Source organism: [Clostridium] aerotolerans DSM 5434 (genome assembly GCF_000687555.1).
GTDB lineage: Bacteria > Bacillota > Clostridia > Lachnospirales > Lachnospiraceae > Lacrimispora > Lacrimispora aerotolerans.
The window spans coordinates 1-14539 of sequence record NZ_JHWJ01000009.1 but is presented as its reverse complement, the minus strand read 5'-3'; the positions used below and the strand labels follow the sequence as shown (position 1 = coordinate 14539).

Annotated in this window: 12 protein-coding genes; 8 read left to right on the top strand and 4 right to left on the bottom strand. The window is 42.3% G+C overall.

What is annotated here, in order from left to right; translation table 11 throughout:
* Positions 1-16: 16 nt before the first annotated feature.
* Positions 17-970: an ABC transporter permease gene (locus T546_RS0112970; protein ID WP_026891975.1), complete on the bottom strand. Its 954-nt coding sequence runs from the start codon at positions 968-970 to the stop codon at positions 17-19.
* Between the two features lie 231 nt (positions 971-1201).
* On the opposite strand from T546_RS0112970, the gene T546_RS0112965 reads away from it, so the two are divergent.
* On the top strand, positions 1202-3490 hold the full coding sequence (locus T546_RS0112965) for a helix-turn-helix domain-containing protein (protein ID WP_026891974.1): 2289 nt from the start codon (positions 1202-1204) through the stop codon (positions 3488-3490).
* Between the two features lie 68 nt (positions 3491-3558).
* Here the strand turns inward: T546_RS0112965 and T546_RS23520 are convergent, their stop codons facing one another.
* The 3 genes from T546_RS23520 to T546_RS0112950 form a co-directional block, all read right to left on the bottom strand.
* Positions 3559-4539, bottom strand: a complete 981-nt coding sequence (locus T546_RS23520) for an ABC transporter substrate-binding protein (protein ID WP_051629812.1) — start codon at positions 4537-4539, stop codon at positions 3559-3561.
* Between the two features lie 147 nt (positions 4540-4686).
* Positions 4687-5220 carry an AAA family ATPase gene (locus T546_RS0112955; RefSeq protein ID WP_026891973.1) on the bottom strand — a complete coding sequence of 178 codons (534 nt, stop codon included), beginning with the start codon at positions 5218-5220 and terminating at the stop codon, positions 4687-4689.
* A gap of 2 nt (positions 5221-5222) precedes the next feature.
* A complete protein-coding gene (locus T546_RS0112950) occupies positions 5223-6047 on the bottom strand; it encodes an AraC family transcriptional regulator (protein ID WP_026891972.1) in 825 nt (274 codons plus the stop codon).
* A 305-nt stretch (positions 6048-6352) separates the two neighbouring features.
* Here T546_RS0112950 and T546_RS0112945 point away from each other — a divergent pair, with 305 nt between their 5' ends.
* From T546_RS0112945 to T546_RS0112915, 7 genes are all read left to right on the top strand, one after another.
* A complete protein-coding gene (locus tag T546_RS0112945; protein WP_026891971.1) occupies positions 6353-8314 on the top strand; it encodes an alpha-glucuronidase in 1962 nt (653 codons plus the stop codon).
* Positions 8315-8364: 50 nt separating this feature from the next.
* The gene (locus T546_RS0112940) at positions 8365-9720 is read left to right on the top strand and encodes an ABC transporter substrate-binding protein (RefSeq protein ID WP_026891970.1); all 1356 of its coding nucleotides are present in this window, start codon (positions 8365-8367) and stop codon (positions 9718-9720) included.
* A 133-nt stretch (positions 9721-9853) separates the two neighbouring features.
* The gene (locus T546_RS0112935) at positions 9854-10675 is read left to right on the top strand and encodes a carbohydrate ABC transporter permease (RefSeq protein ID WP_334291593.1); all 822 of its coding nucleotides are present in this window, start codon (positions 9854-9856) and stop codon (positions 10673-10675) included.
* A gap of 1 nt (position 10676) precedes the next feature.
* Positions 10677-11561 carry a carbohydrate ABC transporter permease gene (locus T546_RS0112930; protein WP_026891968.1) on the top strand — a complete coding sequence of 295 codons (885 nt, stop codon included), beginning with the start codon at positions 10677-10679 and terminating at the stop codon, positions 11559-11561.
* Between the two features lie 105 nt (positions 11562-11666).
* The gene (locus T546_RS0112925) at positions 11667-13214 is read left to right on the top strand and encodes a DUF5605 domain-containing protein (RefSeq protein WP_026891967.1); all 1548 of its coding nucleotides are present in this window, start codon (positions 11667-11669) and stop codon (positions 13212-13214) included.
* A gap of 99 nt (positions 13215-13313) precedes the next feature.
* On the top strand, positions 13314-14258 hold the full coding sequence (locus tag T546_RS0112920; protein ID WP_026891966.1) for a hypothetical protein: 945 nt from the start codon (positions 13314-13316) through the stop codon (positions 14256-14258).
* 37 nt (positions 14259-14295) lie between these two features.
* A partial coding sequence (locus T546_RS0112915; protein ID WP_026891965.1) for a transposase occupies positions 14296-14539 on the top strand: 244 nt, incomplete at its 3' end.

The following is a 14539-nucleotide window of genomic DNA, read 5'->3' as shown; positions in this document are numbered from 1 at the left end:
GACAGGCTGCTCCTTTCTATAGAATGCCTTCTTCGCCAATCAGCTTGGCAAAACGATCCGCCAGGATCAGTATGATGATGTTGACCACAGACTGAAAGAGACCGATGACCGTTGATAAGCTGTATTCGGCTTTTACGATTCCCAGCCGGTAAATATAGGTACTGATTACCTCCGAGACATTGATTACCTTTGTATTTCCAAGGAGTAAGGGAGCATCGAGACCTATGCTCATCATTTTGCTGATGGATAAAATCAGCATGACGATGATGACCGACCGGATCATGGGAAGGGTAATATAACGGATTCTCTGAATCCGGTTTGCGCCGTCTATGTATGCAGCCTCATAAAGAGACTCATCAATGCCTGTTATAGCCGCCAGATAGATGATGGTTCCCCAGCCGATTTCCTTCCACACGTTACAGATCACATAAGTAAAGATCCACCAGCCTTTGCTGTTTAAGAATGGAATGGGGGCAAAGCCCAGGGTTTTAATGAGATGATTGATGCTTCCGTCTGTCTGAGCAAATAAATTGGTGGCAATGCCTGCCACCACCACCCATGACATAAAATGAGGCAGGTAAAGAAAGGATTGGGAAATCCGCTTAAATACGCTGCACCGTACTTCATTTAACATCAGTGCCACCACAATGGTCAGAGGAAAATTTACTGCCAGTGTGGATAGATTAAGAATTAAGGTATTGCGGATGGACAGCCAGAAAAGATCCGTTGTAAATACCTGCTTAAAGTTAAGAAGTCCCGTCCATTTGCTTCCGCCAATCCCCTTAAACACATTATAATCCTGAAAGGCTATGATGAGACCGTACATTGGTACATACTTAAATACAATATAGTAGATGATGACAGGTGCCAGCATCAGATAGAGCCATTTGTCTCTCCATAAATAAAACCAGATTCTTTTATCCCCAGACCGGCACCCGGCCCGGCGGCTTACTAACAACTTACCTTTCATAGCTTCCCTCCGTAATCTGTCGTTTCCTCCAATCTACCCAGTGATCCCCCTATTTACAATAGTAGGATTCTATTTGGGGCTATGAATAACTATCCTGTACTATGAATATCTATCATAACCATGTAGGAATCTGCTTTTTATTGAAAATTCAGGAAAACATATGCTATAGTAAAAGATGGCTTATTTTTACAATTGGTAACAATTGGACTTTTTATAACGGGGGATGCTTTTATGAAAGGATTTAGAATCTGGAATTTAAAGGGGAGAGAAAAAAGAGGCTTTCGAAGGTATTTTACAAAAATTCTGCTATCCAATATCCTTTTAATTCTGATCCCCATCAGCATTCTGGGGCTCTTCTGGTACCACATGATGATTCAGCAGGCGACCAAGAAATTTTATCAGCAAAAATCCATTGCCCTTAATGAGATTGCCTCCGGAATCGATCAGAGAATTAAAAATATAAAGCTGGAGCTTGCAACTGAAATCAGCGAAAAGAGGTACAGCACCTATACCTATTCCGGCAGCTATAATACGGACCTGTCCATGATCTCAAAACGGTTATCCGCCATGACACAAAAGTATCACCTCATTGATTCCGTATATTTCTACGACAGGACCACAGGCAAAATATACAGTTCAAAAACAGGACAATACTTTTTCCCGGAATTTTATGATACCGGGTGGATTCATGACATTAAGGAAACCTCCTGCACCATACAACAGCTGCCTCCCCGTCTTGTCTTTGAGGATGAATCGCTGTTTGATAAATACAGCTTTTTATACAACAAGCGGAACAACCTGGTCCTTTCACTGGTTTTAAAGGGAAAACCGGACTTTTATCTGGTGGCTAATATCAGCATGAAGGGATTGTATCATGATATTCTAGACTCCTATCACTTAGGAAACGGCCGGGGAGAATTCTTCCTTACTGCCCTTGATGGAACTATGATGGAAGGAAATAGCAGCTATATGGACTCAAAGGAGCTGGTCTTACAGTCTTTTAAATCGTCTGACATTCAGGTTTCTTATGTCATAAGAAACAGCCGGATTTATTTTGTAAAGCCTGTGGATTTTAATGCCTTAGCAGTTACCTCCTACCCACTTAGTGACTCCTATACGGAAGCGGTTTATCTGGGCAAATATATTCTGCTGGTATGTGCTGGCCTTATGTTGTTTTCTCTTATCATTTCCGCCTATATGGCCAGACGGCTGTACCGCCCCATACATATTTTGTATTCTGATTTTGCAAAAGGGGGCAAATATACCAGCCAGGAAAGAGTTACCGACGAAATAGAGCTGCTGAAACAGATTTTTACTGAAATGAACACCTATAATTCCAATGTGAAGATAAAATTAAAGCGTTTTGACGAATTAAGCAAAGCCTTTACATTCAGAAGCTTCTTGGAGAACCGGAAGTACAAACAGGAGTTCATAAGCGACCATCCTTATCTGTTTGATAACAACGGCTTCTGCCATTGCCAGCTTTTACTGGTTCGGTTTGACGTTTCCCACAGGAAAATGACATCAGAAGAAGAGCTATTGTTTCGGATGAATTTAGAGGAAGTGCTGCGAAGCTATCTCCTGTCCTCTCAAAAGGGTATTTTAACGAAGATAGAGGAAGAGACCTTCGTCCTGCTTTATCAGGGAAATGAAGGGGAGAATCTTGACCAGACCAGAAGGGTCCTGACAGATACGGTAATCAAGCTGACCAATGGGAACGCCTATTTCGGTCTCAGCCAGACCATACATCACGGGGAGGAAATCCTGGAGGAATTTCCAAAATGTCTGGAAGCTGTGAAGAACGCCTGTTTCTTCCACTGGAGCAATGAGCTGATCACCAGCGGGCAAACGGAAAAGGTCATGGATTCTGATGAGCTTTACGGTATGCTTTTAAACATCAACGCTTCTTTTATCCGAAGTATTGTCACTCAGAATGAACCGGAAATTGAGCGGCTCTTTCTGGAATTAGAAGAGAAGCTTATGGCAATCCGCAACGTTTCTCAGGTAAAGGATGTGTATAACCGGATTCTGGTGGAGCTGGACCATGAATTTCATTTCACCCGCCACATGGAGACCAGTTTACTGGACGCTCTGAATGAATACAAATCTCTGGCTGATATGATCCATGACAGCAAAGTGCTTCTAAGAAACATCTCTGTTCAGTATAAAAGCAACGATGCCAAAGAAAACAACTATTGTGAATTGGCAAAACAATATTTAAGTGATCACTATATGAAGGATATGAACATCACAGACACTGCTGATTATCTAAATATCAGCTATTCCTACCTAAGCAAGATTTTTCGTGCCAGGGCAGGAATTACTTTAACCGATTATTTAAATCAGACCCGGATTGAGAAAAGCAAAGATTACCTGACCGGCTCTTTCCTTACTCTCACAGAAATATCGGAAAAGGTGGGGTACAATAACGTCCAGAGCTACCAGCGGTTCTTTAAGAAATATGTAGCCATGACTCCTGGAGAATACAGAAAATATAAGACCCCAGGTCTTTCCCAGTAAAACAACGAAAAAAGGACCCGTGCCTGACATAAATGCCCGGCATGAGTCCTTTGTAACAAAGCTTTCCTTTATCGGGTCTGCCCATCCACTGTCTTCAGTAAAGAATCCATAACAAAATCCATCTGTGCATTCATGGAAGTAATATCACTGAACCAGAACATACCGCTGGAGTTTTGCACCAGTCGTCCTTCCTTGACCGCTGGAAGGCTCTCCCACACTTCTACATCTTTCATCTCAGCTATCCTTTCATCAGAAAAAATGTAATCTCCCACATAATCCTTAAGGGTCTCATAGGAGATATCTATGTAATCCACGCCTTCTTTATCCATAACCTCTTTCTGGATTCTCTCCGGTGCTTTTAAGCCTAAGTATTTATAGATGATCTCACCGCCTCGTCCATAATCATCACCAAAGACTCTTAATACTCCCTTTGTCTGATTTTCTAATAGAATAACATTCTTATCCCCCAGCCCCTTTTCAGAAAGCTGCTTCTTTGATTCTTCCGCCTTTTTCTCAAAGTCTGACATAATCTTTTCTGCCTTTTCCGGTACTCCAAATACTTCTCCGAAAAATGCGACCCGGTCCTTTACTTCCATATCGTAGTAATTTCTGGCCAGAGTTGGGGCAATCTTTGATAGTCTCTCATAATCATCTGTATTGTTCCAGATAATAAGATCAGGATCCAGCTCCATAATGGCTTCCGGATTTAATTCAAAGGCATCCACAACGGTAACGTCTCCCAGCTCCTGTTCAAATACTGCGTCATCATTAAAGGAGGTGCCTACCGGATGAATCCCAAGTGCAAGTAAATCTCCCTGGAAGAATGCCACCACCACCCGTTTTGGATTTGCCGGTATTTCTACGTCTCCATATTCCATCTTAATGACTCTGGTGTCTTTGCTTGTATCTGGGGTCGTCTCAGTTGTTTGTTCTGTCACCTTTGAACCAGCTTCCGGGGCTGCTCCTTTATTTGCTGCTCCGCAGGCAGTAAGCAGTATGGCAGATAACGCTGCGGCTGCTAATATACTTTTTCTCTTGTATTTACTCATGATATGAGTACCTCCCGTTTTAAGTAAGTCTTAACTAACAGGAGTTAGTATATCACAAATATCTGTCTTTGTACAGATTAGAAAAAAGTTCCGGCCTGGACGCCAAGTCACAGGTTCGGAACTTTAAATAATAATTCAGCTGACATACTACTCAAAAGCACATTTCAAGATTTCATCCACCGGTTTTCCACCATCCACTGAAATTCGTTTACATGGTAACTGCTTTTCCCAATTGTCATGCATGGCCTTACTGCGCATGGTTACATCACCAGTATCGTACTGGGCTGTCCAATCCAAAAATACCCTGTGCTGGTCAAACATATCGCCCCCAGCTTCTATTTTTGAACCAAATCGTTCCTTTTCCCTCTTTTTAATCCGCTCCAGCCGAACACTCTGATCTGTCACCACACGGATTGCCAGATCAAAATACGGAATGAGTTCATCTCCCCAATCAACCAATGAGCCGGTTATGACAACGCCTTCATGAGCCTTTATATCACGCTTCATCAGGAATAATCGCTCCTCAATATCACGTTTAGCGGTGAAACTGGGATTGGTTGGCAGCCAGTAATAGTCATCCGTATCCATATGAAAATAATCATATCTCCTGGATATTGCCTCCCCCAAGGTGGAGGTTCCAGATCCGGAGGCCCCATAGATATGAATTACCTGATACTTCATCTTCACTCTTCCCCCTGTTCTAATTGTAATCCTTTCCCCTTCTCCGGAAACAGCTCGGAAGGAGAAATCCCCTTGTTACGCTTAAATAGCCGGCTGAAATAAAAAATATCGGAAAACCCGCACTGAATCGCCACTTCACTGACTCCGTACTCCCCGCTTTTTAACATACTTTCCGCGTAATTAAGACGAAGTGAGGTCAAATACTGTTTAAAGGTCATACCGGTGGACTGTTGAAAGAGGCTGCCAAAATAAACGGGATGGAGATCAAACTGCTTTGCCAGCTTGTCAATGGTCAGTGAAGGCTCTGAATAATGGCTGCTCATAAACCGGATGCTGTTTTTGATTCTGGGATCCTCCTGACTGATGCGCTTCTCATTCAACAGCAGATTGGATACCTGATAAAGGATGAGGCACATGTTGGACCTCACCTTCAGCATATAGCCAAATTCACGCTGCATCCACTCTCCATGAATCTCATGAAAAAGGGTAATGAGCCGGGGATGAATCCCAATATGGCTGATGACCGGAAAGGGCAGCGACACATCCTGTCCGTTTAAATCACGTAAAAAGAAGTTGACCACATAACATTCCATCAAATCCTCTGGAATATTGGTCGCGGCACGGTACGTCTTCTTTGGGATGCAAAGCAGGTCTCCCTTCTTAACGATATACTCCTGATTGCCTATGGTATACTTTGCCTTGCCCTTGATCACATAGGTAATATCAATAAATGGGGTGATCCCCGCTTCTATTTTCCAGTTGACCGTGCATTTTCTATGAATGTAGTAATGAAGTTCTGGAACCATATTATTAAAATCCAAATCCATAACAAGCGCTCCTTATCGACAAAAATCGAGGTTTTTCCTATGTTTCTGGTATAAGAATATTATAAATTAAGACAGGAATTTTAGCAACACCATGATATCAATCAAAAATAATCTTTAAAAAGTACAAATCACCTTTGATTAATTCATTCATTTGCTTTGTGCAAATTGCTATAATGGAGCTAGTTTTAAACTTCATTTATTAATCATTTATGCAAATTATATTGGAGATGAAAAACTAGAAGGCATTTCCGGGATGCCGATGGCTTTATGAGAAAAGTACCAATCAATTAGGAGGATTTTACAACATGTTTGAGACGAGAGATTTGTGCTGGCTGACTAAGAAAGTGCAAAACCCCGGGATTTCCACCTGGTATATGGATGAGGAAAGCGATTCGCCTATATCAAAAACCATAGCACGTGAGATGCCACTTCTGTTTGAAGACATATCACTGTCCCAGGATCCAGTTGCTTCCATTGCTTTTTCCCTTTCAAGTGAAGCTGAAACGAACGGAAGCTACCGTATTGAAAAAACTCTACATGGATACCAGGTAATAAGCGGTTCCTATGAAGGTCTCCTTTATGGAATGTTCGGTCTGCACCGATTGCTGCTGGCTGGAGAAACGACGTTATTTCCTTATGAATCCAAGCCGGATCAAACCATCCGCATGGTCAACCATTGGGATAATTACGACGGCTCCATCGAACGGGGATATGCTGGAAACTCCATATTTTACCACAACAACTCCTTTCGGGGTGATACGGAGCTGGTATTTCAGTACTCAAGGCTCCTGGCCTCAGTGGGAATCAATGCAGTATCCATTAATAATGTTAATGTTCACAAGTTGGAAAGCTTCTTTATTAAAGATGAAGCGCTGACAGAAATCAAAAAAATAGCGGAGATCTTTTCTTCCTATGGAATAAAGACCTTCCTTTCCATTAATTTCGCTGCTCCTATCACGGTAGGGGGGCTGACCACTGCGGATCCTCTTTCTCTGGAAGTGGAGAGCTGGTGGAAGGACGTCATAAGCAATCTATACCGCATCATACCTGACTTTGGCGGCCTGCTAGTAAAGGCTGATTCCGAAGGGGAACCTGGACCATTTACATATGGAAGGAATCATGACGAAGGAGCCAATATGCTGGCAAGAGCCATAAAGCCCTTTGGGGGACTTATTATCTGGCGCTGCTTTGTCTATGACTGTACCCAGGACTGGCGGGACCGAAGCCTTGACAGAGCAAGGGCTGCTTATGACATATTTAAAGACTTAGATGGATGTTTTGAAGAGAATGCGATTTTGCAGATTAAAAACGGTCCCATTGATTTTCAGATCAGGGAGCCTATCTCACCTCTATTTGGGGCATTGAAAAAGACAAACCAGATTCTGGAATTCCAGATAACCCAGGAATATACAGGCCATCAAAAGGATATCTGCTATCTCGTTCCCATGTGGAAGGAGGTACTGGACTTCGATACCAGACACAGGGATAACGACCTGGTGAAACACACCATCAAGGAAAATTCTCCAAATAAGAGCTGCTCCGGCATTGCAGCCGTGGTCAATGTAGGTATGGACCACAACTGGACAGGCAACAAGCTGGCTCAGGCCAATCTTTACGGCTATGGCAGACTTATCTGGAACAACGAATTATCCTCTCAGGAAATTTCAGAAGAATGGACTCGTTTAAGCTTTCACTTAAATGACGGGGATTTACAAAAGGTATCTTCCATTCTTACTACTTCCAGAGATACGTATGAAGATTACACCTGCCCTCTTTCTGTGGGATTTATGTGCAAGCCTTCCCTTCATTATGGACCTGATGTGGATGGCTATGAATATGACAAATGGGGAACGTATCATTACGCCGACAGAGACGGCGTAGGAAGAGATCGTACCATGGCCACTGGAACTGGCTTCACGAGACAGTATTCTGAGGAACGCTGTAAGGAATATGAAAGCCTTAAAACCTGTCCGGATGAGCTTCTGCTCTTCTTCCACCACGTTCCGTATACCCATGTTCTGCATTCGGGAAAGACGGTGATTCAGCACATATACGACACTCATTTTAATGGAGTGGAAAAGGTAATGGAATACCAGACAGTCTGGGACAGCTTAAAGGAAGTACTTGATGAAGAAGCTTATGAGAATGTAAAGACCCGCTTAATCCAGCAGGAAAAAAATGCAACAAACTGGCGGGACCAGGTGAACACCTATTTTTATCGGAAATCCGGAATTGAGGATGAACGAGGCAGAAGGATATTTGATTAACTTAGTTAATTGGATATAGGAATGAAAGTATAGGGAAGAGAGGTATCAATATGAGGAAGTGGAAAAAAACAAGTATTATGTGTGCGGCAGCATTGGCTGCAAGTCTTACGCTGGCAGGCTGCGGGGGTAGCTCTAGCAATACATCAGCCAGCGGTGATGCAAAAGCAAAGGGCGGCGATGAGCCGGTAGCTTTAAGCTTTTCCTGGTGGGGCAATGACGACCGCCATCAGGCAACCCAAAAGGCAATTGATGCATTCAATGCAGCCCATGAAGGCAAAATCGTTGTAACAGGCGAGCCTTCCGGATTCGGTAACTTAGAAGAAACGTTTGCAACCCGTTATGCAGGCGGAACTGCATCAGATATCATGACAGTAAACTATCCCTGGATTTTACAGTACAGCCCAAAGGGAGACGGATTCTATGATCTGGATCAGGTAAAGGATGTATTTGATTTCACTCAGTATGAGCCTGGATTTTTGGAATTTGGTAAGAGCAACGGAAAGATGCAGGCCATTCCATACGGACAGAACACTCTGGGCGTATATTTAAATAAGTCTGCCTTTGACCGTGCAGGAATCAAGGAAATTCCAAAGACATTTGAAGAATATAAGGAAGCTGCCAAGATCTTTACCAAGAATGATCCTAATTCGTATCTCATCGTCAGCCCAACCTTCCGCTTTGCTGCTACTTATTACTTACAGCAGAAAACCGGAAAAGGCGAATTTGCAGACGATCTGACCATGAATTACACCTTAGAGGATTACAAGGAAGCTCTGGCATGGTACAAGGACCTCGCCGATGCTCACGTATTCTGTTCCAGAAAAGATTACATTGAAAATGTAGGCAATGATCCTGTTTCCATTGCTCAGAACTCCAAGTTCATTAATGGCGGCTACGTTGGTGTACTGGAATGGACCGGCGGAATCGCTTCCAATGCAAAGACTTTGGCTGATAAAGGGGACGAGCTGATCGTTGCTCCTCTTCCAGTGATTGACGGAGCTAAATTTGAAGGCACAATGGCAAAACCATCCTTAACTATGGCAATCTCCAAGGATACCAAGCATCCAAAGGAAGCAGCTGAATTCTTACAGTACATCTTAAATGATCCGGAAGGCACCAAGCTCATGGGTTCTACCCGTGGTATGGTGGCATCCAAGGCCGCAAAAGCTTCTTTAGAGGCAGACGGACAGATTACAGGTGCCGTAAAGCAGGCTTATGACTTTACAAAGGATGCTAAGGTAATCAACAACTCTCCTATTTTTGAAAGTGCTGTCTTCACCAATGCTTATGACAGCAATTACGAAAAATTCGAGTTCGGCCAGAGCACGGTAGACGAAGCAGCCAAAGCAATCTTTGATGCAACAAGCGAACAGGTTACAAAATTAAAACAGCAGTACGGAAAATAATCCATTATTAAAATCCGTTAGATGGCATTGCAGGCGAAGCTCCGTCTTCTCCTGCAATCCATTGGTAAAAGGAGGAAGCTTCTTGAGACACAGTAAAATAGGACTTGTATATATTCTTCCATGGCTGATAGGAATGGTATTTCTTACCCTGTATCCGTTTATTAACGCACTTATCATCAGTTTTTCGGATTACAATCTGGTAAGAGAGCCTAACTTCATTGGTTTGACTAACTATACGAATCTTTTCAAGGATAAAGACTTTTTAAGCACGCTGCTTGCTACCTTAAAGTACACAGTGATTACGGTACCGTTGCAGCTCACCTTTGCGTTATTTATTGCATACATATTAAACTTTAAATTGAAATTCATTAATTTTTACCGGACTGCCTATTACGTTCCATCTCTTTTAGGCGGAAACGTTGCAGTTGCTGTTTTATGGCGGTTTTTATTCCAGCAGGATGGCTTTGTAAACCGTTTCATCAGCTTATTTGGCGGTGAACCAGTTCCGTGGCTCTCCTCTCCCTCTGGTGCCATGAGCATTATTGTTTTACTTAAAGTATGGCAGTTTGGTTCCGCCATGCTCATATTCCTGGCCGCCTTAAAGGATGTACCCCAGGATCTTTATGAAGCCGCCAGTGTGGATGGCGCGACTAAATTCCACTCATTTTTTCACATTACAATTCCACTTATAACACCAACTATTTTTTTCAATCTGGTCATGCAGCTTGTCAATGCATTCCAGGAATTTAACGGACCGTATCTGGTAACAGGCAAAGGCCCCTTAAACTCAACTTACCTTACCTCCATGTTTATTTATGACAATGCCTTTAAATATTTTAATATGGGCTATGCCAGTGCAGCAAGCTGGATTTTGTTTGTCATAATCGTGTCTGTAACGCTGATTCTTTTCGCAACACAGAATAAGTGGGTATTTTATTCTGACGGAGGTAACTAACATGGAAAAAACATACAAATTCAGTGAAATAGAACGGCGCAGACGTCAGCAGCAGGCAATCAACGCAGTCTTCCGGTACGCCATTTTAACCATCGTAGCCATTGTTATGATCTATCCCATTCTCTGGCTGGTGGGCGCTACCTTTAAGACGAACAACGAGATTTTTACCTCTGTAAACTTCATTCCCAAGCGGATTGATTTTACACCGTATATCGAAGGCTGGAAGACAAGAACCAAGTATACCTTTACCACGTTTTTCATCAATACCTTTTTATTTGTAATACCGAAGATCGTGTTTTGTCTGGTATCCAGTACCCTGGTGGCTTATGGCTTTGCCAGATTCCAGTTTCCCCTTAAGAAGATTTTCTTCTCTATCTTAATGGCAACCATGTTCCTTCCTGCTGTAGTAACGAGAATTCCTCTTTACCTTTTGTGGAAGCAGTTTGGACTTTTGGATACTTATGTACCTTTGGTTGCACCCACTATTTTTGCCAATGAACCTTTTTTTGTGTTCATGCTGATTCAGTTTTTACGCTCGATTCCAACGTATCTCGATGAGGCGGCAACCATTGACGGCTGTAACTCCTTCCAGGTTCTGGTCCGAATCCTGCTGCCAGCCTTAAAGCCGGCACTCATCAGCTGTATGATCTTCCAGTTCGTCTGGAGCTTCAATGATTTCTTAGGACCACTTATTTATGTGACCAGTCTGGCAAAGTATCCCGTTGCCCTGGCCTTAAAGATGTCCATCGACCAAAGCAGCGGTATCGTGGAATGGAATCAGATTCTTGCCATGTCCTTCTTAGCTCTAGTCCCTGCGCTGATTCTATTCTTCTCTGCACAGAAATACTTTGTAGAGGGCGTAACTTCATCAGGAGTAAAAGGGTAATATTATAACAAACATTTTGGCTCTCGCGCTCTCACTGCGCAGAGCCTTTTTCAGCTTTGAGGCTCTATCAGATCAAGAATTCACAGGAAAGGTTAAGGAGATATTATGGACGTGATATTTAAACCACAGGTCGCTAAATGGGATGTCTTTGAAGTGGAGCTTAAGGGAAAAACAGAGGGAAACCCATTTACTGAATACAGGATACAAGGATATTTTCAGGGAGAACAGGAACAAGTTACAGCAGATGGCTTCTATAACGGAGATGGAAGCTATAAAGTACGCTTTATGCCTTCTTATGAGGGGGAGTATATGTTTACCATCACAGGTGATTTTTCAGAGGAAAAGTCAGAAGGGAAATTCCTGGTATCAGCTGCCAGAAAGGAGAATCACGGTCCGGTCCGGGTGGTAAACAAATTCCACTTTTCCTATGAGGATGGCACGAAATATTATTCCATTGGAACCACATGCTATGTATGGGAGCTGCAATCCGATGAGCTGATTGCAGAGACCCTGGAGAGCCTTTCTGAAGCCGGATTTAATAAAATTCGTTTCTGCATCTTTCCGAAACATTATGATTATAATCTGGGAGAACCGAGGTCTTACCCCTATGAGGGTACGCCCATTGACAGCAGTGTATTGACCAGTGATAATTTCAATGATTTTACTGCTTCTCTTGGAAATCTTCAAGAGGGAAATGACTGGGACTTTACAAGATTTAATCCGGAACATTTCACTCATATAGAAAACTGTATTTATGAACTGGGCAAGCGAGGAATCGAGGCCGACCTTATTGTCATGCACCCTTACGACAGATGGGGCTTTTCCCAGATGACGAAGGAACAGGATGATCTTTACTTTAATTATGTGATAGCACGCTTTGCCGCCTTCCATAACGTATGGTGGTCCTTAGCCAATGAATATGATTTGCTTCCAGAAAAGTCTATGGATGACTGGGAGCGTTACGCAGCCATTATCTGCGAAAAGGATCCCTATCATCATTTGCGGTCCATTCACAATTGCTTTGGCTTTTACGACCACACCCGTCCCTGGATCACCCACTGCAGCATTCAAAGACAAGAGCTATATCGGTCATCGGAGCTGGTCAATGAGTGGAGGGCACAGTTTGGGAAACCCGTGGTATTAGATGAAATTGCTTATGAAGGAAATATTCAGCATGGCTGGGGTAATATAAGCGGAGAAGAAATGGTGAGGCGATTCTGGGAAGCAGCCATAAGAGGTGGGTATCCCGGACATAGTGAGTGCTTTTTGAGCCATGATAATATTCTCTGGTGGTCCCATGGGGGAAAACTGAAAGGGGAAAGCTGGAAACGGTTTAAATTTCTTCATGATATCATGCTGGAAACTCCAGGTTACGGTTTGATGCCTTATGAAAAATGTGGCTGGGATGAAATTTGCGGGGTACCGGAGGAAGAAAAAGAGGAACCAATTAAGGATTATTACTTATTCTATTATAGCTTTATGCGTCCTTCCTTCCGGACTTTTTATTTTGATGATAAGAACGAATATGAGGTGGAGGTCATTGATTCCTGGAATATGACAAAAGAACCCAGAGGACGTTATAAAGGAAGATTTATTATTACACTACCAGGAAGAGCCTTTATGGCAATCAGAGTAAAGAAGGCTATGGTATGAACTGGTTGATTGTATCTTGTTAATCTCCTCATTTTATGATAACGTAGATAATAAAATGCGTCCCTATGATACTCAAATATGAATGTGAGGTTTAATCCATTGAAACAAAAAAAGAGAATAGTTATCATCATTCCCGTAGTACTCTTCTTCCTTGTTTTAGGCTATTCCATTACTGCCCAGAAACTTAAAGCACCAAAAACAGAACCGGAAACAAAAGCAGAGGAATCTACCATGGCTTCCAGTGAAAATAGGGAGCCGGAAAGCAATTTGGAGGCTACTGACGAGCCAGCAATTCCCGATTCCGATACGCAGGCATTTTCCAAAGAGGCGGTTTTCACACCAGAGAATATTGATGAGGTTAATATGGTTATCAGCGACCAGAACAGCAGCGTATTTAAAGGGAAAGCTGGCAAGCCGGAGATATTTTTAGCCATATTCAGAAATGGGGATGATTTGACAGCCTCCTTAATCACCTCAGGAGATGACAATACAGAAGCTCATTTAACTGGGACCATACAACTTAATGACCCAGCGTTTACATCAAAAGCTAATAGTTCAACATATACATTAAAGAATGAAGACGACAGCATCATTTTTTATGGTTTGATAATTCCTGGGACGAAAGAAGGGGATTTATTGACAGGAATTTATAAAAATAAAAAAGATAGAGTTGAGGCAGACGTTAAACTGGTACTCTCCTACTCTTTTGCAAGTACCCCTGAGGCAAGATATCCTCTCATGAATGCAAGTACGGAAGAAATTGAGAACTTCGCAAAGGAAATCAAATCATATGTTACAAGTGATAATAAAAAAGAATTAGCGCAATTGATTCATTATCCAATCAATGTGACCATTCACAATGAAAAAAAGGCGATTAATACCTCAGAAGAATTGATACAATCCTATGATGACATTATTACGGCTGATTTCAAAGATAAAATAAAGAACAGCCAGACCACATATTTATTTAGCAACGACATGGGTGTTATGATGGGAAATGGAGACATGGGAGAATCCCAAAGTTTGTGTAAACTTTCAAACTGATGTAAAATAAAATTACTCAGTTTGGAGGTTTTATTTTATGGCAAAAAGAAGAAGGGACGAGTCTCCCGAAAGACAGGCACTACGTGAAATGATGAATGGATATCTGAAAGAAAATCCAGTTAAGAATGGTACAGATGTCAATGGTCTCATGAGAGAAATGATGTCTGTCATCCTGGAAGGTAGTCTGGATGGTGAAATGGAGGAGGAACTTGGTTACTCCAAGTACGATTTCCGTAACAAAGAAACAGATAATAGCAGGAATGGTTATAACTCAAAAACAT